19 protein-coding genes are annotated in these 20,348 nt (G+C 54.6%); all 19 read left to right on the top strand.

Going from position 1 to position 20,348, the window contains the following annotated elements; all coding sequences use genetic code 11:
• Window positions 1-16 precede the first annotated feature (16 nt).
• The 19 genes from rnpM (at window position 17) to K1558_RS21580 (ending at window position 20,160) form a co-directional block, all read left to right on the top strand.
• On the top strand, window positions 17-331 hold the full coding sequence (gene rnpM / locus K1558_RS21670) for an RNase P modulator RnpM (RefSeq protein WP_238653752.1): 315 nt from the start codon (window positions 17-19) through the stop codon (window positions 329-331).
• Window positions 318-647 (top strand): YlxQ family RNA-binding protein, encoded by a 330-nt coding sequence (locus tag K1558_RS21665; RefSeq protein WP_420800460.1) that lies wholly within the window; start codon window positions 318-320, stop codon window positions 645-647. The genes rnpM and K1558_RS21665 overlap by 14 nt, the downstream gene beginning before the upstream one ends.
• The gene (gene infB, locus K1558_RS21660; protein ID WP_238653869.1) at window positions 640-3,303 is read left to right on the top strand and encodes a translation initiation factor IF-2; all 2,664 of its coding nucleotides are present in this window, start codon (window positions 640-642) and stop codon (window positions 3,301-3,303) included. The genes K1558_RS21665 and infB overlap by 8 nt, the downstream gene beginning before the upstream one ends.
• An 18-nt stretch (window positions 3,304-3,321) precedes the next feature.
• Window positions 3,322-3,669 carry a 30S ribosome-binding factor RbfA gene (rbfA, locus tag K1558_RS21655; protein ID WP_238653751.1) on the top strand — a complete coding sequence of 116 codons (348 nt, stop codon included), beginning with the start codon at window positions 3,322-3,324 and terminating at the stop codon, window positions 3,667-3,669.
• A gap of 26 nt (window positions 3,670-3,695) precedes the next feature.
• A complete protein-coding gene (locus tag K1558_RS21650; RefSeq protein WP_238653750.1) occupies window positions 3,696-4,673 on the top strand; it encodes a DHH family phosphoesterase in 978 nt (325 codons plus the stop codon).
• Complete coding sequence (gene truB, locus K1558_RS21645) at window positions 4,670-5,584, top strand: tRNA pseudouridine(55) synthase TruB (protein ID WP_238653749.1); 915 nt, start codon at window positions 4,670-4,672, stop codon at window positions 5,582-5,584. The genes K1558_RS21650 and truB overlap by 4 nt, the downstream gene beginning before the upstream one ends.
• Window positions 5,585-5,665: 81 nt before the next feature.
• Entirely contained in the window at window positions 5,666-6,586 is a 921-nt protein-coding gene (locus K1558_RS21640; RefSeq protein WP_274528704.1) for a bifunctional riboflavin kinase/FAD synthetase, read from the top strand.
• A 150-nt stretch (window positions 6,587-6,736) separates the two neighbouring features.
• The gene (gene rpsO, locus K1558_RS21635) at window positions 6,737-7,006 is read left to right on the top strand and encodes a 30S ribosomal protein S15 (protein WP_019910460.1); all 270 of its coding nucleotides are present in this window, start codon (window positions 6,737-6,739) and stop codon (window positions 7,004-7,006) included.
• Window positions 7,007-7,232: 226 nt separating this feature from the next.
• Entirely contained in the window at window positions 7,233-9,335 is a 2,103-nt protein-coding gene (pnp, locus tag K1558_RS21630) for a polyribonucleotide nucleotidyltransferase (RefSeq protein WP_238653747.1), read from the top strand.
• 203 nt (window positions 9,336-9,538) lie between these two features.
• On the top strand, window positions 9,539-10,525 hold the full coding sequence (locus K1558_RS21625; protein ID WP_238653746.1) for a polysaccharide deacetylase family protein: 987 nt from the start codon (window positions 9,539-9,541) through the stop codon (window positions 10,523-10,525).
• 79 nt (window positions 10,526-10,604) lie between these two features.
• A complete protein-coding gene (locus K1558_RS21620; RefSeq protein ID WP_238653745.1) occupies window positions 10,605-11,870 on the top strand; it encodes a M16 family metallopeptidase in 1,266 nt (421 codons plus the stop codon).
• Window positions 11,848-12,294, top strand: a complete 447-nt coding sequence (gene dut / locus K1558_RS21615; protein ID WP_238653744.1) for a dUTP diphosphatase — start codon at window positions 11,848-11,850, stop codon at window positions 12,292-12,294. The genes K1558_RS21620 and dut overlap by 23 nt, the downstream gene beginning before the upstream one ends.
• A 179-nt stretch (window positions 12,295-12,473) precedes the next feature.
• Window positions 12,474-13,370 (top strand): dipicolinate synthase subunit DpsA, encoded by an 897-nt coding sequence (dpsA, locus tag K1558_RS21610; protein ID WP_238653743.1) that lies wholly within the window; start codon window positions 12,474-12,476, stop codon window positions 13,368-13,370.
• Window positions 13,371-13,967: a dipicolinate synthase subunit B gene (locus K1558_RS21605; protein ID WP_238653742.1), complete on the top strand. Its 597-nt coding sequence runs from the start codon at window positions 13,371-13,373 to the stop codon at window positions 13,965-13,967. It begins immediately after the preceding gene.
• A 220-nt stretch (window positions 13,968-14,187) separates the two neighbouring features.
• On the top strand, window positions 14,188-15,408 hold the full coding sequence (gene dapG / locus K1558_RS21600; protein ID WP_238653741.1) for an aspartate kinase: 1,221 nt from the start codon (window positions 14,188-14,190) through the stop codon (window positions 15,406-15,408).
• A 16-nt stretch (window positions 15,409-15,424) separates the two neighbouring features.
• Complete coding sequence (gene dapA / locus K1558_RS21595) at window positions 15,425-16,300, top strand: 4-hydroxy-tetrahydrodipicolinate synthase (protein WP_238653740.1); 876 nt, start codon at window positions 15,425-15,427, stop codon at window positions 16,298-16,300.
• A 504-nt stretch (window positions 16,301-16,804) separates the two neighbouring features.
• Window positions 16,805-18,487, top strand: a complete 1,683-nt coding sequence (locus tag K1558_RS21590; protein ID WP_238653739.1) for a ribonuclease J — start codon at window positions 16,805-16,807, stop codon at window positions 18,485-18,487.
• A gap of 153 nt (window positions 18,488-18,640) precedes the next feature.
• On the top strand, window positions 18,641-19,144 hold the full coding sequence (locus tag K1558_RS21585) for an RNA polymerase sigma factor (RefSeq protein WP_238653738.1): 504 nt from the start codon (window positions 18,641-18,643) through the stop codon (window positions 19,142-19,144).
• Window positions 19,141-20,160, top strand: a complete 1,020-nt coding sequence (locus tag K1558_RS21580) for an anti-sigma factor (protein WP_238653737.1) — start codon at window positions 19,141-19,143, stop codon at window positions 20,158-20,160. Before K1558_RS21585 ends, K1558_RS21580 begins: the two co-directional genes overlap by 4 nt.
• Window positions 20,161-20,348: the final 188 nt, after the last annotated feature.

Genomic DNA, 20,348 nt, shown 5'->3' with positions numbered 1-20,348 from the left:
ACGGGAGGCGTTACTAATGAAGCAAAGAAAGGTGCCGCTGCGCAAATGCGTGGCCAGCCAGCAGATGATGCCCAAGAAAGAGCTCATTCGCGTGGTGAGAACGCCGGAGGGTGAAGTGCTGATCGATCTGACAGGCAAGAAGTCGGGCCGTGGCGCTTATATCTGCGGCAAGCTGGAGTATTTCAAGCTGGCACAAAAAAACAAAGCACTGGACCGGGCATTGAAATGCCAGGTCAGTCCGGAAATCTATGCCCAGCTTGCCCGGGATTTTGCATCCGTGGAGGAGCAGTTTTTGGCAGCGAAGGATAGTGAGGACGATGAACAAGAGTAAGACACTTTCTTATTTAGGGCTTGCCATGAGAGCAGGCAAGATTGTCACCGGCGATGAGGCTGTGCTAAAAGCAGTGCGGTCTTCAGAGGCGAAGCTGGTCGTCCTGGCGGGTGACGCTTCAGATAATACCCAGAAGAAGTTCCGCGATAAATGCGGGACCTACGATATTCCACTAGTAATCGCATTTCACCGGGATGAACTCGGTGCAAGTATTGGTAAGGACCAGCGCGTGGTGCTGGCCGTTACGGATAAAGGATTCGCGGAAATGATCTCCAGAACGCTTGGAGATACTGTCGGAGGTGGAGTTATTGACTAAAGAAGATAACAAAGATAAGCTCCGCGTATATGAATACGCGAAGTCTCTGAACATGAGCAGCAAAGAAATTATTACAATTCTGAAGCGTTTGAATGTTCCAGTGAATAATCATATGAGTGTCATGGAGAACAGCTCCGTGAGCAAAGTGGAACAATTCTTCAAGGACATTAAGACAAACGCTGCAGCCAAGCGGGACACCGGCACCAGCAGCCGTCCGGCAGTAACTGCCGGTGCGGTAACAGCCGAAGCCCACAGTGCTCAGAATGCCAACAAAAATCAATCGGAAAAGCAGGTAGGTATGAACAGTAACCAAAACAACAACCAATCGACGATGTCACCAAGGCCCCAAAGCGGACAAGATTCCCGCAGAACACAAGGATCCGGCACTACACAGAATTCCCGCCCGCAGAGTAATTCCGGCGGCGGCAACCGTCCGCACGGCAGCTCCGCAGGCGGCAACCGCACGCAAGGCGGCTCAACCGGCGGCAACCGTCCGCAGGGCGGCTCCGCAGGCGGCAACCGCACGCAAGGCAGCTCAACCGGCGGCAACCGTCCGCAGGGCGGCTCCGCAGGCGGCAACCGTCCGCAAGGCAGCTCAACCGGCGGCAACCGTCCGCAGGGCAGCTCAACCGGCGGCAACCGACCGCAGGGCGGCTCAACCGGCGGCAACCGTCCGCAAGGCCAAGGCAGCGGCAACCGTCCGCAAGGCCAAGGCGGCGGCGACTTCTCCCGCGGCGGTGACCGCGGACCGAAGAAGAACACCACCGGCGGCAGACCGGGCGGCAACAACAGCGGCCAAAGACGGTTTGAAGACGGTAAGGGCGGTAACTTCCGCGGCCGCGGAGGCAAGAATAACAACCGTGGCAGAAACCAGCCAACCGTATACCGTGAGAAGATTGACAACACGCCGAAGAAGATTATTGTCCGCGGCAGCATGACCGTCGGCGAAACCGCGAAGCTGCTGCACAAGGATGCTTCGGAAGTGATCAAGAAGCTGATCTCGATGGGGGTTATGGCCACCATCAACCAGGAGCTGGATATCGACACCATTCTGCTGCTCTCCGGCGAGTTCGGTGTTGAAGTAGAAGTGAAGATTCCTGTCGATGAAGACAGCTTCGAGACCGTGGAAGAGAATGACTCTGAAGAGGATCTGATGAGCCGTCCGCCGGTTGTAACGATCATGGGTCACGTTGACCATGGTAAAACCACTCTGCTCGATGCTATTCGTTCTACAAGCGTAACACTCGGCGAAGCAGGCGGAATCACGCAGCATATCGGCGCTTATCAAGTCGAAATCAATCAGAAGAAAATTACGTTCCTGGATACACCGGGCCACGAAGCCTTCACTGCTATGCGTGCCCGCGGAGCCCAGGTCACAGATATGACGATTATCGTTGTAGCCGCAGATGACGGTGTAATGCCGCAGACTGTGGAAGCAATCAACCATGCCAAGGCAGCCGGCCTTCCGATCATTGTTGCGGTCAACAAGATCGACAAGCCGGGTGCAGACCCTGACCGGGTGAAGCAGGAGCTGACCAACTATGAGCTGGTACCGGAAGAGTGGGGCGGCGATACCATCTTCGTTAACTTGTCCGCTAAGCAGCGCATTAACCTGGAAGAGCTGCTGGAGATGATTCTTCTCGTGGCTGAGGTGAATGAGTACAAGGCGAACCCGGACAAACGGGCACGCGGTACCGTTATTGAAGCAGAGCTTGACAAGAACCGTGGACCGGTGGCACGAATTCTCGTGCAGAACGGTACGCTCAAGGTTGGGGACGCATTTGTTGCAGGGAACTGCTTCGGCCGTGTCCGCGCCATGGTTAATGACAAGGGACGTAAGATCAAGGAAGCCGGGCCGTCTACTCCGGTGGAAATTACCGGTCTGACCGAAGTGCCGCAGGCGGGCGATCCGTTCATGGCCTTCGAGGATGAGCGCAAAGCACGTGCGATTGCAGACAGACGCTCCACAACACAGCGCCAGTCCGAGCTGAACACGAATACCCGTGTAACTCTCGACGATCTGTTCAAGCATATCAAGGAAGGCGAGATCAAGGATCTCAACGTTATTATCAAGGGTGACGTACAAGGTTCGGTTGAGGCGCTTAAGGGCTCTCTGTCCAAAATCGAAGTCGAAGGCGTGCGCGTGAAGATCATTCACAGCGGTGCCGGAGCGATTACCGAATCCGATATTACCCTGGCGGCGGCCTCCAACGCGATTGTCATCGGCTTCAACGTTCGTCCGGATGCCCAGACGAAGGCTGCTGCAGAGCAGGAGAAGGTGGATGTACGCCTGCATAACATTATCTACAACGTAATTGAAGAAATTGAAAGTGCCATGAAGGGGATGCTTGATCCCGTCTATAAAGAGAGTGTTATCGGCCACGCTGAAGTGCGCAATGTATTCAAAATCAGCAAAGTGGGCAGTGTCGCAGGCTGTATGGTTACCGACGGCAAAATTACCCGCAATGCTGAACTGCGCCTGATCCGCGGCGGTATCGTTGTCTTCACAGGCAAAATCGACACCTTGAAACGTTTCAAAGATGACGCCAAAGAAGTGGCACAGGGTTATGAATGTGGCATAACTTTGGAACGCTATAATGATATCGCCGAAGGCGATATTATCGAAGCCTTCATCATGGAAACGGTAGAGCGCTAAGCAAAGAGGTGAAACAACATGTCTAAAATCAGAGCCGGACGGGTTGGCGAGCAGATCAAGAAAGAGCTGAGCCAGCTCATCCAGAGCGGACTGAAGGACCCGCGCGTCGGGTTCGTCACAGTAACTGGCGTAGATGTAACAAATGACTTGTCACAGGCCAAGGTATACCTGAGCGTATTCGGGGACGAGGCGCAGCAGTCAGACTCGCTGAAGGCGATCGAGAAAGCGGGGGGATTCCTCCGCTCCGAGATCGGCAAGGCGATCCGCCTCCGTCACACCCCTGAGCTGATCTTCAAGATTGATGAGTCCGTTGCTTACGGAAGTCACATTGAGAAGCTGCTCGGGGAGATCGAAAAAAACGAATAGGCTACGGAACATAAAGGAGACGGCGAATGCAGAGCTATGAACAAAGTCTCCGGCAGGCGCGTAAGTTTCTGCTGGAACACGACGATTATCTTGTAGTGTCGCATGTTCAGCCGGACGGAGATGCAGTCAGCTCCACCCTCGCGGTGGGCTGGCTTCTCTCATGTCTGGGCAAAAAATACACAATGCTGAACGAGGGGCCTATTCCGAAGCGGATGGAATATCTATGGCACGCGGATCAGATTGTGAATCTGTCTGCTGAGGAACTGCCGCGTCAGTTCAGCCATGTTATCTGTGTTGATTGTGCAGATTTCCAGCGGGTGGGGCTGACTCAGCACCATTTCGCCAGTGATGCACTCATACTGAATATCGATCATCATCCAACGAACAACGGTTACGGTGCTGTGACGCTGATCAAGCCGGATGCGGCAGCCACAGCGGAGATTCTGTTCGACCTGCTGAAGATCTTTGAGGTCGAGTGGGACATCGATATCGCCACAGCAGTCTATACCGGACTGCTGACAGATACCGGCGGCTTCCGCTACAGCAACACCTCACCTAAGGTTATGGCGGCAGTATCCGAGCTGCTGGCGCTGGGCGTGAATGGTCCTGATCTGGCTGAGACTTTGCTGGAAGAGATGACCCTTCCCCAGGTGAAGGTGCTGAACCGTGCGCTCAGTACCCTCCAGCTTAGCCCGGAAGGGGATATTGCCTGGCTATATGTAACGCCGCAGGATATGCTGGATTGCGGAGCCGCTAACGAGGATCTTGAAGGGATTGTCAATTATCCGCGTAATATCCGCGGGGTTGAGGTCGGCATTCTGTTCAAGGTCATCGACGATCAGGCCGTGAAGGCCAGCCTGCGTTCCGCAGGCAGAGTGGATGTAGCGGCGCTGGCCCAGGCCTTCGGCGGCGGCGGGCATACCCGTGCTGCCGGGGCAAGGATCAACGGAACGCTCGAAGAAGCGGTTGCCCTGATGCTGGAGGAGGTTAAGCGTCATTTATGAGTGAGCTTACAGGAGTGCTGGCCGTCTATAAGCCGGCCGGGTTCACTTCACATGATGTGGTGGCCAAAGCCCGGCGTATTCTGGGCATGAAGCGGATCGGCCATACCGGAACGCTGGACCCTCAGGTTACCGGCGTGCTGCCGCTCTGCCTGGGCCGGGCTACGCGGGTGGTTGAGTATATCCAGGAGCTGCCCAAGGAATATGTAGCGACGCTCAGGCTGGGACTGGCCAGCGATACTGAGGATCTGACCGGAACGATTACCGAATCTGTGGAGGAAGTCCAGGTTACCGAAGCTGAGGTGCTGGCAGTGCTGGACACCTTCAAGGGTGTGATTTCGCAGGTGCCTCCAATGTATTCAGCTGTTAAGGTGGATGGCAAGCGGCTGTATGAGCTGGCTAGAGAAGGTAAGACGGTGGAGCGCAAGAGCCGTGAAGTGGAGATATATGAGATTGAAATGCAGCGTATGGTCTGGAATGGCCCTTATCCTGATATTACCTTCCGGGTATTATGCTCCAAAGGCACCTACATCCGTACCCTCTGTGTGGATATCGGACGTAAGCTCGGGGTTCCCGGTGTGATGGTGGAGCTGGTGCGGACCATGTCAGCCGGAATCTCTGCCAGTCATTGTCTGACCCTGGAGCAAATCGCCGAATATAAGCAGGAAGGTATGCTTGAAGAGCATCTGATTGCTGCCGATGAAGCGATTTCTCATATGCCCCGCCATACAGTGTCTGAAGAGAAACGGAAGGCTGCGCTGCAGGGGCAGCGTCTTTCCGCCCGTTCGGTTTCACCTGAAGTGAAGGATAGCGGCGATTTCCGTTTGTATGACCAGGGCGGAGAATTCCTTGGAATCTATGCACTGGAAGCCTCCGGCGCGGTCGCACCGGTCAAAGTATTTGCCCAGGCGTAGACAGACAAAAGACACCAGACTTTAATTTATTAGTGAATGTAGGTGAGGTGCAGCGTGAGAACCATAACATTAAGCTATCCTATGCTGCCTGAGACGGCAGCGCAGGTGGCGCAGCCCCAGGTTGTTGCCCTCGGCCAGTTCGACGGACTGCATCTGGGACATGCCAGCGTAATCACATCTGCGGTAGAGCTCGCCCGAGAGGCGGGCGTACCCGCAGCCGTTATGACCTTCTATCCCCATCCGAAGGATGTCATGGGCAAAGGGGACTATGAGGGATATTTGACACCTTCCCGGGACAAGCAGGAGCTGCTTGCCGGAATGGGGGTCGAGCTTCTATACATCATTACCTTCAATGAAGATCTCTCCCGGGTCAGTCCGGCGGATTTCGTCTCCGTCATGCTCCTGCCGCTGCAGATCGTAACCGCCGTAGTCGGATTCGACTTCCGCTTCGGATACAAAGGAGAAGGGGATGCGGATACGCTCCGTGAGCTGGGACAAGGCGTAATGAATGTGAAGACTGTGCCTCCGTTCCTGCTTGAAGGAGAGAAGGTCAGCAGCTCCGGTATCCGCAAATGCCTGCAGAGCGGGGAGCTGGACAAGGCCAATGCCTGGTTCGGACGTTGTTATCACCTGCGGGGAGTTGTCGGCCATGGGGAGAAACGGGGACGGACCATCGGCTTCCCTACGGCGAATCTGCAGCTGGATGACCGCTATGTTATTCCGGCCAAGGGTGTATATGCCGTAAGGGTCCTGTACAGGGATGAGATACTGCATGGTGTGATGAATGTCGGTGTGAAGCCTACGTTTCATGAAGGGGTGACCACCCCGAGCTTTGAGGTGCATCTGTTTGATTTTGCATCAGATATTTACGGGCATGAACTGAAGGTAGAGCTGGTATCCTACATCCGCTCGGAGCGCAAGTTCGAGTCGATTGATGCCCTGATTGCACAGATCGGCGCAGATGCCGTCACTGCCAAAGAGCGCCTCCGGGAACATTCCTGATCTTTCGCGGACATGCCGTTTACTTTTGCCTGCGAAGGTGCTATACTGATTAACGTTGCTGGGATGACCAGCATGGAACCTTAGCTTGGTTGCTTGTTCTCACCGACGGTGACGAGGCTACAGGCGATTATAATGAAGGAGGTGAATAGGATGGCATTGACTCAAGAACGTAAACACCAATTGATCGACGAGCACAAAACTCATGAATCCGATACCGGATCCCCAGAGGTGCAAGTTGCTATCCTTACGGAGAACATCGTTAATTTGACTGACCACCTGCGTACGCACAAGAAGGATCATCATTCCCGCCGCGGACTGCTGAAGATGGTTGGACAACGTCGTAAACTGCTGGCGTATTTGAAGAACAAAGACATCAGACGTTACAGCGCCCTGATCGAAAAACTGGGATTGCGTCGTTAATTTTCCATAAGATGAACCCTAAAGCAGCCTGGTTGTATACCGTATGTCCTTCTTACGAGCGACAGCGGGACAGCCGGGTTGCTTTTTGAAAATTTAGGGTAAACTTTTACAATTGACAAGCAGATAGAATGTGCACAGGACGGCTAGATCACCTCCGTATGAGGACAAGCCGTTTTTGCTTGTAGAACATACAGAGCGAAATATATGCCATTTAAGGAGGGGTTTTATGGAACAACGTGTGGAAATGCAGCTTGGCGGCAGACGCCTTGTGCTGGAAACTGGCCGTTTGGCCAAACAGGCGAACGCAGCGGTTATGGTGCGTTACGGGGATACTTCTGTATTGTGTACGGTTACAGCGTCGAGTGAACCGAAGGATCTGGATTTTTTCCCGCTTACCGTGAACTATGAAGAGAGATTATATGCAGTGGGTAAAATCCCCGGCGGCTTCATCAAGCGTGAAGGACGCCCAAGTGAGAAAGCGATTCTGTCGAGCCGTCTGACGGACCGTCCGATTCGTCCATTGTTCCCGGAAGGGTTCCGCAATGACGTTCAGGTCCTCAATCTCGTCATGAGCGTGGATCAGGACTGTGCGCCGGATATTGCGGCTATGATTGGTACTTCCGCAGCACTGAGCATTTCCGATGTGCCGTTCAGCGGCCCGATCGGCGGCGTAGCGGTGGGACGGATTAACGGCGAGTTCGTCATCAACCCGGATGTAGCCCAGCAGGCAGTCAGCGATATCTATGTCGTTGTAGCCGGAACCAAGGATGCTATCATGATGGTTGAAGCGGAAGCGAATGAAGTGCCTGAGGACGTTATGCTGGAAGCAATTATGTTCGGACATGACGAGGTCCGTAAGATTGTAGCTACCATTGAACAGCTCGTGGCTGTTGCCGGCAAAGAGAAGATGGCAGTGAAGCTCCATGCGGTGAACGCAGACGTTAACACTGAGGTGCGCGCCTATGCCGGAAGCCGGCTGATTGAAGCGGTCAGAATTGCCGAGAAGCACGCCCGCCAGGACGCGATCGACCTGATTAATAATGAGACGGTAGAGTATTTCGCTGAGAAATACATAGAGACCCCTGAGCTTCTGAAAGACGTGAAGGAAGTGCTGCATGACATCGTGAAGGACGAAGTCAGACGCCTGATCACCCATGATAAGGTCCGTCCTGACGGCCGCAAGCTGGATGAGATCCGTCCGATTGAATGCGACACCGCCCTGCTGCCGCGTACTCACGGCTCCGGTCTGTTCACACGCGGACAAACCCAGATTCTCAGCGTATGTACGCTGGGCGCACTCGGCGATGTGCAGATTCTGGACGGTATTGATCCGGCGGAGACCAAGCGCTTCATGCATCATTACAACTTCCCTCCATTCAGCGTCGGAGAAGCCCGTCCGCTGAGAGCACCGGGACGCCGTGAGATCGGCCATGGTGCGCTGGGAGAACGTGCATTGTCTAAGGTTATTCCTAGTGAAACGGAATTCCCGTACACCATCCGTCTCGTATCCGAAGCGATTGAATCCAACGGCTCAACCTCCCAGGCGAGTATCTGTGCCAGTATCCTGGCGATGATGGACGCAGGCGTACCGATCAAAGCGCCGGTTGCGGGCGTGGCCATGGGTCTGATCAAGGACGGAGAGCATGTGTCCATCCTGACCGACATTCAAGGTATGGAAGATCACCTCGGCGATATGGACTTCAAGGTAGCCGGTACAGCAGAAGGCGTAACAGCGATTCAGATGGACATTAAGATTGACGGCATTGACCGTAACATTCTTCAGGATGCGCTGCAGCAGGCCAAAGAAGGCCGCATGTTCATTCTCGGCAAAATGAATGAGGCGATCTCCGCGCCAAGACCAAGTCTGTCCCCGTATGCGCCTAAGATTATCATCATCAATATCAATCCGGACAAAATCCGTGATGTTATTGGTGCCGGCGGTAAGATCATCAACAAAATCATTGAAGAAACCGGCGTAAAGATCGACATCGAACAGGATGGCCGCGTCTTTATCGGTTCCTCTAACGAAGAGATGATCCAGAAGGCCCGCGGAATTATCGAAGGGATTGTCAAGGAAATCCAGGTCGGCGAGATTTATGCAGGTACGGTTAGACGGATTGAGAAGTTCGGCGCTTTCGTTGAACTGATCCCCGGCAAGGACGGCCTTGTGCATATTTCCCAGCTGTCGACGGAGCGTGTGGCCAAGGTGGAAGATGTCGTAGCCCTCGGTGATATTATCACGGTGAAGGTAACCGAAATCGATCAGCAGGGCCGCGTGAACCTGTCACGCAAAGCTGTACTGACTGCAGAGAGCGGAGCCAAGGCTTAAGACGCTGTCCTTAAGTAAGGCTATAAGCGGGTCCAACTAAATGTTTCCAAGGAGAGGCAGAAGCCGTATGGTTCTGGCTCTTTTTTTTGGAGATGAACGGCATAATTACGGCGCTTCTTACATAGGCTGGGACAAAGCGTCCTTGCATGGCTACCCTTGTGCGGGGACGGAACAGACCGTTATCGGCCGAGGAGGAAAACGTCATGAAGACGGACAAGGCAGCGCTTGTACTGGCCTGTATCGCTGTAGTTATCGGAATTGGCAGCACAGACGGGCCGGTGAAAGAGATGTTTGCCGGGCTCAAGCCGCAAGCGGATGCAGCTGTAATGAGCCATGCTGTTGAGCAGAAGCAAGATGAGCTGCGGGAGAAGATTACCGCCAAGGCCAAGGAGCTGAATGCGCCGCCGGCCGATGCAGTTATAGACCGGGTATGGAAAGCGATTCCGGGGTATAACGGGCTGGAAGTCGATGTGGAGGCAACTTACCGGAATGCGGTGCTGCGGGGGCCGGCGGAGGGCCTCAGGCTGGTATACCGGGAGATCAAGCCGAAGGTGTCGCTGAATGACCTGGGGGCACAGCCGATCTACCGGGGCAATCCGGCGAAGCCGATGGTCTCGCTGATGATCAACGTGGCCTGGGGGAACGAGTACATTCTCCCGATGCTTGATATTCTGGATGCGGAGAAGGTGAAGGTGACTTTTTTCCTCGATGGAAGCTGGCTGAGCCGGAACAAGGAGCTGGCGGCTGAGATGCTGAAGCGCGGCCACGAGGTGGAGAACCATGCGTACAGCCATCCGGACATGAGTAAGCTTAGCCGGGCACGCGCAACCGCAGAGATCCAGAAGACGCAGAAGCTGCTGAAGGACAGCCTTGGCGTGACCAATACCTGGTTTGCCCCGCCTTCGGGGGACTTCAACCAGCAGACGGTAGAGATTGCCGCTTCGCTGGGCCTGAAGACGGTATTGTGGACGCTGGATACGGTGGACTGGCGCAATCCGTCCCCGGATTCGGTGATCGTCAAAATTACCAGCCGGGCTGAGCCGGGAACCCTGGTGCTGATGCACCCGACCGCCTCTTCCTCCAAAGCGCTGAGGGGAATGATCCGGGGCATCCGGTCGAAGGGACTGCAGCTGGGCACAGTCAGCCAGACACTTTCTCCAGACCGAATTGCTCCAGGGGATGTTGAGTGATTGGCCTATTTCTGATAGGATAAGAGGCGCGAATAATAAATACAGACAGAACCAGGGGCTGTGCCAGGAGGATTAAATATTGGATAAAATAACACTATCGAACGGTCTGCGGGTAGTGACCGAGCGAATCCCGACCGGAAGATCTGTCTCCTTCGGGATCTGGGTCAAGACAGGCTCCCGCCATGAGAACCCGCTGAATAACGGAATTTCGCATTTTATTGAGCATATGCTCTTCAAGGGAACGGACCGGTACAGCGCGAAGGATATTGCCGAGCAGTTCGATGCAATAGGCGGCAATGTCAATGCCTTTACCTCCAAGGAATATACATGCTTCTATGCCAAGGTACTGGATGAGCATCTGCCGATTGCAGTCGATGTGCTGGGCGAGATGTTCTTCCGCTCGCGGATGGACCCGGAGGAGCTGGCCAAGGAGAAAAATGTCATTCTGGAGGAAATCGCCATGTGCGAGGACACGCCGGATGATCTCGTTCATGAGCTGATGTGTGAGGCTGCTTACGGCAGTCACCCGCTGGCATATACGATTCTGGGATTGAAGGAACGCCTTCTGGAGATGACGCCGGATGACCTGCGTGGCTACATGAAAGAGCAATATACGATCGAGAACACGGTCATCAGCGTGGCCGGCAACATTGACGACGGGCTGATCCCGCTGCTGGAGCAGCACTTCGGAGCTTTTACGAATCACGGGACTTCTGCTGTACTGACTGCACCTGAGTATCAGGGAGAACTGGTGTTCCGGAAGAAGAAGACCGAGCAGAACCATATCTGCATCTCCGTGCCGGGTGTCAAGAGCGGCGGCCCGCTGCAATATCCGATGGCCCTGCTGAACAATGCCTTTGGCGGAGGCATGAGCTCGCGGCTGTTCCAGGAGATCCGTGAGAAGCGCGGTCTGGCTTATTCGGTGTTCTCCTATCATAGCGCACAGGCGGACAGCGGATTGTTCACTGTGTACGCCGGAACAGCGCCCAAGCAGACCAAGGAGGTCACGGAGCTGATCAAGGAGATGCTGCACGACCTGGCCCTGAACGGATTGAGCGAGGACGAACTGCGCAAGGGCAAGGAGCAGCTCAAGGGCAGCCTGATTCTGAGCCTGGAGAGCACGAGCAGCCGGATGAACCGGATGGGCAAAAACGAGCTGATGCTCGGCCGGCTGGATTCACTGGATGAGATGATAGCCAAAATAGGGGCTGTGACTATGGATGACATGGGCGCGCTGCTGGATGAAATGTTCGCCCAGCCGCTGTCGCTGGCCATGGTCGGCTCTACAGATAAAGCGATTGCCAATGTTAGGAGAGATGATCTTGTCGTACTACGTTCAAATTAACAAGCTTCCGGGGAATGAAGATGTACAGCTTCCCTGCAAAATGTCTGAGCAGGCCTCGGGATATGACCTGTATGCCGCTGTAGGGGAGGCTGTGGTGCTTGCTCCAGGCGAGCGGAAGCTCATTCCTACCGGCATAGCCCTGGCGATGCCTGACGGGCTGGAGGCGCAGATCCGCCCGCGCAGCGGGCTCGCCCTGAAGCATGGAATCACCTGTCTCAACACGCCGGGCACCATTGATGCCGATTACCGCGGCGAGATCAAGGTGCTGCTGATTAATCTGGGACAGGAGCCGTTTGCGATTGCCCGCAATGAGCGGATTGCTCAAATGGTGTTCCAGGCTGTGCCTGCGGTGTCGCTGGTGGAAGTCGACGAGCTGTCTGTAACTGAGCGGGGTGCGGGCGGTTTCGGCCATACCGGCAAATAAGCACTCTAATCTTAATAGTAAGACCGTCAAGCTTGCGGATCTTCACCTTCGGGTGCAGGGCGCAGGCTTTTTTTAGTATGCAGAGGCCCAGGAATTCCTCTGTGTGCTTCACCCATTGGCCGCTGCCGGCATAAGATGCTTTATAGTCGAATGTGGTTGTGGAAAGGAGCGTCATCCCTATGCTTACTGGCATCAGGATCGTGTTCCTGGGCGGGGACGCGAGACAAAATGAAGTGATTCGGAAATGTGTGGAAATGGATGGATCGGTAAGCGCTGCCGGGTTCGATCAATGGGATGCCCCGTGCCCGGGGGTACACCTGGAGCAGCTGTCCGCAGAGCTGCTGGGCAGAGCGGATGTGCTGGTGCTGCCGACGGTCGGCTGCGATGATGAAGGTTATATTAATGCGCTGTTCTCCTCAGAACGGCTGCAGCTGCGGGAAGAGCATATCTCTGCACTGCCGCCTGGTGCGGTTGTGTATACAGGTATGGCCAAAAGCTATCTGCGCGGCCTGTGTGCCGGGCATTCTCTGAAGCTGGTGGAGCTGCTGAACAGAGACGATGTCGCCATTTACAACTCGATTCCTACAGCGGAAGGCGCACTTGTCATGGCGATCCAGAATACTGATTTCACCATCCACGGTTCTACCTCCATGGTGCTGGGGATGGGCAGAACCGGATTCACCATGGCCAGAACCCTGCAGGGAATAGGGGCTAAGGTGAAGGTGGGCGTAAGGAAGCAGGAGCATTATGCAAGGGCAGAGGAAATGGGCTGGAAGCCGTTCATGACTGCAGACCTCCTGGTTCATGCGCCGGAGGCGGATCTGATTTTCAACACTGTACCGGGTATGATCATCGATGCCCAGGTTCTGTCACGGCTTCAGAAGCACTGTGTAATCATCGATTTGGCCTCCGCCCCGGGCGGCTGTGATTTCCGTTATGCCGAGAAGCGCGGGATCAAGGCGATGCTGGCTCCGGGGCTGCCCGGAGTTGTTGCCCCCAAGAGCGCCGGAATCATTATGGCAGGTGCACTGGTACAGTCGATCTTGGATGAGACTCTAATCAGGGGGGATGAATGAATGGATTGGCACGGTAAAACGGTAGGTTATGCCATCACCGGCTCTCACTGCACCTTCGCGGAGGTGATGCCGCAGATCCAGCGGTTCATGGATGGCGGCGCGAAGGTGGTTCCGATTGTGTCGGCGTCGGTACTGAATACGGATACCCGCTTTGGAACCTCGGAAAATTGGTTAAAACAGTTGAAAGATATAACCGGGAATGATATCATTTCTACGATTGTGGAAGCGGAGCCGCTGGGGCCTTCCAAGCTGCTGGATGTGCTGACGATCGCTCCCTGCACGGGGAATACAACCAGCAAGCTGGCGAACGCCATGACCGACAGCCCGGTGCTGATGGCCGCCAAATCGCAGATGCGCAACGGGCGTCCGATAGTGCTGGCCATTTCGACCAATGACGGCCTGGGGCTGAATGCGGCGAATATTGCGAAGCTTCTGGTGGCGAAGCATATTTATTTTGTTCCCTTCGGGCAGGATAATCCGGTTGGTAAGCCGAACTCCTTAGTGGCGCAGATGGACCTCATCCCTGAGGCCTGCTATGCAGCACTGCAGGGCAACCAGCTGCAGCCGATGCTGATCGAACGCTTCCATTCCGCATAGATCATGGAATTATAGACACGGCTCTGACCGGCAGTTGCGATTGCAGCTGCGGATCAGATACGCTTCTTTTCTGCCGTCCCCGTTCCGGGGGCGGCACGAACAATTTTACGCTATACTTAGAATAAGATTATCTTGAAGATGATTATTCTGCTGCTTGGAATGATCGTGTTCACGAAGGGTTCACTCAGGGTTGCTGAGCGAAGTAATGGAGGAATTATACATGGGTATTCTAGTGCAAAAGTTCGGCGGAACTTCACTCTCCACCCCGGTGGCCAGGGAGCATGTCATCCGTCATGTCAAACGCGAGCTCGCCAGCGGGTTCAGCCTGGTTGTGGTCGTCTCGGCGATGGGCCGCAAGGGGGAGCCTTATGCGACCGATACCCTGCTGGATCTGGCCGCCCAGAGCGGCAATGCCATGCCGGCCAGAGAGCGGGATCTGCTGATGTGCTGCGGAGAGATCATCTCGGCGGCGAATCTGTGCGGCCTGCTGGAGCAGGAAGGCATTCGTTCAACCGTGCTGACAGGTGCGCAGGCCGGATTCCTGACAGACAATAATTACGGCAATGCGCGAATTCTGAATGTGCGTACAGAACGTATTCTGCGCGAGCTGCGCGAGAATAAGGTCGTTATCGTCACCGGATTCCAGGGACAGACGGAAGCCGGGGATTTCACCACGCTCGGCCGCGGGGGAAGCGATACCTCGGCTACAGCGCTCGGCGCTGCGCTGCGTGCAGATATGGTTGATATTTATACAGATGTGGACGGCATTCTCACCGCCGATCCGCGGATTGTTGAAGATGCCAGACAGCTTGCCTATGTCAGCTACACCGAAATCTGCAACATGGCCTATCAGGGGGCCAAGGTTATTCATCCCCGTGCGGTAGAGATCGCGATGCAGGCCCAGATTCCGGTACGCGTCCGCTCGACCTTCTCGGAAGCGGAAGGAACGCTGGTCACCCATCCCGAGGGCTTCAATGATGTTGCGGGCGGAGTGGTGGACCGGCTGGTTACAGGGATCGCGTATGTCAGCAATATTACACAGATCTCGGTGGAATGCCCGGACGGCAACGGGACCGGGGTGCAGCTGCAGATCTTCAAGAGCATGGCGGATAACGGGATCAGCGTGGACTTTATCAATGTGACGCCGACCGAGGCTGTGTATACGGTGTTTGATGACAAATCGGAGCAGGCGATTGCCGCGCTACAGGAGCTGGGCCTGCGTCCTAAGAGCTTGTCCGGCTGTGCCAAGGTCTCGGTTATCGGCGGAGGCATCAACGGTGTTCCGGGGATTATGGCGCATATCGTGGAAGCGCTCAGCTCGCAGAGCATCCAGATTCTGCAATCCGCTGACTCCAATACAACGATTTGGGTGCTGGTGAAGAAGGAAGATATGGTGCAGTCGGTCCGGGCCCTGCACGGCAAGTTCGAATTGCACCGCTGACAAGGAGGAATTCAAAGTGGATTTCGGAAGATTAATAACCGCAATGGTCACCCCGTTCGGCGAAGATGGAGAAATCAACTGGGAAGCAACTTCACGGCTGGTCGATGAGTTGATTGAGCAGCAGAAATCGGCTGCACTGGTGGTCTGCGGGACAACCGGAGAGTCACCGACCTTGCGGGACAAGGAGAAGCTGCAGCTGTTTTCTTTTGTCAAGAAGCAGGCTGCCGGACGCTGCAAAATCATCGCCGGTACGGGCAGCAACAGCACACAGCATTCGATTGAAATGACCCGGGATGCTGAAGCTATCGGTGTAGACGGCGTACTGCTGGTGGTCCCTTATTATAACAAGCCCAATCAGGAAGGACTCTATCAGCATTTCTCGGCGATTGCCGCCGCGACCTCTCTGCCGTGTATCCTGTATAACGTGCCGGGACGCACCGGCGTAAGCATGAGTGCAGAGACCACGCTGCGGCTCGCGGAGATCCCGAATATCGTGGCTACGAAGGAATGTGCTTCGGTCGACCAGGTGACGCAGATTGTTACGGCCTGCCCGGAGGACTTCTATGTCTATACCGGCGATGATTCGGCCGGTCTGGCTTCATTAGCGGTGGGTGGCCACGGGATTATCAGTGTAGCCAGCCATGTGGCAGGGGCGCAGATGCATGAGATGATCGAAGCCTTCACAGCCGGCAATGTCCGGCGGGCTGGTGAGCTGCACCGGCAGCTGTTCCCGCTGTTCAAGGGGCTGTTTGAATGTCCTCAGCCGCTGCCGAACCCTTCAGCTGTGAAATACGCACTGAAGCTGCGCGGAATCGATGTAGGCTCGGTCCGGCTGCCGCTGGTTCCTCCGACGGAAGAAGAAGCAGCCTTTATTACCAGCTTGCTGAACTGAAGAATGGCTTGATCACCGGCCTGCTCAGAACGAGCGGCCGGTTTTTTTTTGTGCCTTTTTTACGGGTTTTTAACATCAATTCCGGCAGCGTGTTAAGGAAAAAATAGGTCTTGCCGCCGGGTGACTTGTCTTTTGCCAAAAAAATCATGTATAATGATCTTAAGTGATTAGGTGCGGTTAAAATAAAATATGCGGTAATCTTCCGTCAATGTGATTGTGCATTGTAAGACAGGATAGGTCCTTGGATAAGTCTGTGCTAAATATGCCGGATTTAAGCGCGAGGGCGCGGTGGTGGAATTTTGACGGCAATGGCCCGCTTCAAGAGGATATTACTGCCCGGATTCGGGAGTTTAGACTTGCGCAATTATACACCTTATCAGGACATCTCTGTCGAAATATGGAGTTAACAGCATTTTGAGGTAGACTCAGCGCCGCTTAAATATTGAAGCTCATGGTTAACAAATACAAGATTGACGTCCAACATCATAGGAGGGTTAGATTCATTTGTCCAAAAAAAACAACAACAATGATAAACTGACGATCTTCGCATTAGGCGGAGTCGGAGAGATTGGGAAGAACATGTACGTTGTCCAGTACGGCAACGACATTGTAGTCGTAGACGCCGGTCTGAAATTCCCGGAAGAGGATATGCTCGGGATTGACATCGTCATCCCGGATATCTCTTACCTGACCGAGAACCGTGACAAGGTTAGAGGGATTGTCCTCACCCACGGTCACGAGGATCACATCGGCGGATTGTCTTATGTGCTGAAGAACCTGAATGTTCCGGTCTACGGAACAAGACTGACCCTTGGCCTTGTAGAGAACAAGCTCAAGGAAGCGAATCTGCTGGGTGAGACCAAGCGGATTCTGATCAATGAGGATTCTGAGATTAGCCTGGGGACTTCCCTGAAGGTGACCTTCTTCAGAACGAACCACAGTATTCCGGATTCGGTCGGTGTCTGCATCGAAACTCCGGAAGGCAATGTAGTCCACACCGGTGACTTCAAGTTTGACCATACTCCGGTCAACGGACAATTCGCCAACCTGCACCGGATGGCCGAGATCGGCGCGAAGGGTGTGCTTGCCTTAATGTCGGACAGCACCAACGCTGAGAAGCCGGGCTTCACGCCATCTGAGAAGAATGTCGGCATCGTGCTGGAGGATATTTTCCGCAAAGCCGAGCAGCGTGTAGTGGTTGCAACCTTTGCTTCCAACGTGCACCGCATCCAGCAGGTAGTGAATGCATCTGAAGCGACGGGCCGCAAAATTACCGTCATCGGACGGAGTATGGTGAACGTCGTATCGATCGCGTCTGAGCTTGGATATCTGCATATTCCGGACGGAATGCTGATCGAGCCGGAAGAGATGAACCGGATGGCTGCAAACCGGGTAGTGGTACTCTGCACCGGCAGCCAGGGCGAGCCGATGTCGGCGCTGACCCGTATGGCCCGTTCCAGCCACCGCAAGGTGGACATCCTGCCGGGAGATACCGTCATTATTGCCGCTACACCGGTGCCGGGCAACGAGAAGTATGTCGGCCGCACGATCGATGAGCTGTTCCGCCTCGGCGCGAACGTGATCTACAGCGGCTCCAACTCCGGCGTTCACGTATCCGGACACGGCAGCCAGGAAGAGCTGAAGCTGATGCTCAACCTGATGAAGCCGAAGTACTTCCTGCCGATTCACGGGGAATACCGGATGCAGCGCAAGCATGCGCTGCTGGCTGAGTCTGTTGGCGTTGAACCGAGCAATATCTTCATCACTGAGCTGGGTGAAGTGATCGAAATTGCCGGCGGGGCAGCACGCAGAGCAGGTAAGGTTACTGCCGGTAACGTGCTGATCGACGGACTGGGTGTAGGCGATGTCGGCAATATCGTGCTTCGTGACCGCAAGCTGCTGTCCCAGGATGGTATCCTGGTGGTAGTGGTCACCCTGAGCAAGCAGAACGGGGCGATTGTCTCCGGGCCGGATATCATCTCCCGCGGATTCGTGTATGTACGTGAATCGGAAGGCCTTCTGGACGAGGCGAACCGGATTGTTTCCGGCACGCTGCAGCGTCTGATGAGCGAGAAGGTCAATGAATGGGCTTCGCTGAAGACCAGTGTCAAGGATTCGCTCGGCCGTTTCCTCTATGAGCAGACCCGCCGCAGACCGATGATCCTGCCGATTATTATGGAAGTATAAGTGACGCTTCACTAAGACCATATAGCTGAACTGCAATCCCCTTTTCCCGGAAATATTGGACGGTTTCCTGGGCGAAGGGGATTTTTGTGTTTTTTTGCAGTGGCGGACAACATTTGGGCAACCTGACCGTTATACAGGCAAGGAGGTGCAGAATTGGAGCCAAGAGAGATGGAGAGGCTGCTCCAGCCCAAAATGGCGGAAATCCGCCGCTACCTGATCCGCCTCGGCGCGGGGGATGCGGATGCAGAAGATATTGTGCAGGACACCGTGTACAAAGCGCTGTTGTATCTGGAGGCGATCGATGAGCGCAAGTTCAGCGCCTGGTTGTATAAGGTTGCGATTAACCGTTATTTTGACTATTGCCGCAGGTCCAGGAGATATTCATACAGCGGCGGTGAGGAAGTAGATGAGCACCCCGGCCATGAACAGGATCAGCCGGAGGCAGTGCTGCTGCGCAGGGAGCGGAAAGAAGAGATTGAGGGAGTCTTGGCACGGCTTAATCCGGTAAACAAGCAGCTCATTTTACTGAAATATGAAATGGAGCTGTCCTACAAAGAGATCTCCGCCCTGCTCGGAATTTCCGAATCCACAGTGAAAGCTTCGCTCTACCGGGCCAGACAGCAGTTTCAACAATTATACGGAGGTGAGGGCGAATGACAGCCCCATGGAAGGAAGCAGAAGATCAGAATATCATCCAAACGCTGAAGAAAACCAAACGGAAGAGCCTGATCCGCAGTATCCTGATTTCAGTTACGGTAAGTGTGCTTGTATTAATCGCTGTGTTCATTGGCGCGGCGCAGCTGGTCGACCGGATGTCCTCCAAAGCGCTGTTCAGTGAAGAGCAGTATATGAGGATCAGCAGCCCTAATGAATACGGATCAGGCTATAAGGATAACAGAGGCTTTTTATCGGGAGTCCTGGAAATGCAAACCTACAAAATCATCGGCGATGTGCCCATTCCCTGGAAGAACAGATGGCTGAATTACAACGCCTGGTGGTTCCCGTTCACCACGGGTGCGTATGGGGGGACCGGCAATCTGACCGTAGAAGATCCGCGCATGAAGCAGGAGGAATATGAGTACTACCGGGGGTATAATTCCTATAACGGGCAGAGAGAGATGGCCTTCTATGTACCCGGAGTTGATTATAACGGGAAAATACTAAATGATCTCTCCGAGCTGAATCAGATGAACGGGGATAAACGGGTGGAGCTGGCGGTATCTTTGGACAAGGACTACTCGTTTGAAGAAGCGAAGAACCTGCTGCCTGCAGGGGTGAAGCCGGTCTGGTACTGGGTGGATACGTATGATGACCGCGAGGGGTTCCAATTTAAGCCGTATCCGAACGAGAATGATCCTGCCAATAAGAACTATCCGCTGCCGATGAGTGCGAATTTCGGAGTGTACGGATTCGGGATCAGGCCGGATTGGGATCAGGCAAGCCCTGAGGATTTCATCGGGTCCGTGACAATCGGGCTGGATAAGAAGGACAAGTACCACGGCGAGTACCAGCGGATCTACAATTATCTGCGAAAAGACAAGGCCGCTCCGGGGGCCGGAGATGTGCGGATACTGGGTGTGGTCGTAACCGGGACGGCTGATGGCTTAAAGAGCCTGCAAGGCAAAGCCTATGTACGGGCGGCTGTGCTGGGGGCCGTGGCGAATAAATACTAAAGTGACGGGCGGAGGGTGCTGCATGATGCAGCCCTCGCCCTATTGGTATTTTAGCGGCAGAGTGAATAAGGGGCTCCCCTCCAATGTCATACTAAACCGAAGATATTATGGCTGCAGCGGATCATGCTGTAAGCAGTAAGGGAGAGCTGCGCAATGGAATATACGGAAGCGGGTCTGAGTGGTGGAGG

This window comes from Paenibacillus piscarius, from assembly GCF_022234545.1.
In the GTDB taxonomy this organism is placed as follows: domain Bacteria; phylum Bacillota; class Bacilli; order Paenibacillales; family Paenibacillaceae; genus Paenibacillus_AQ; species Paenibacillus_AQ piscarius.
This window is presented reverse-complemented; position numbering and strand designations above follow the sequence as displayed.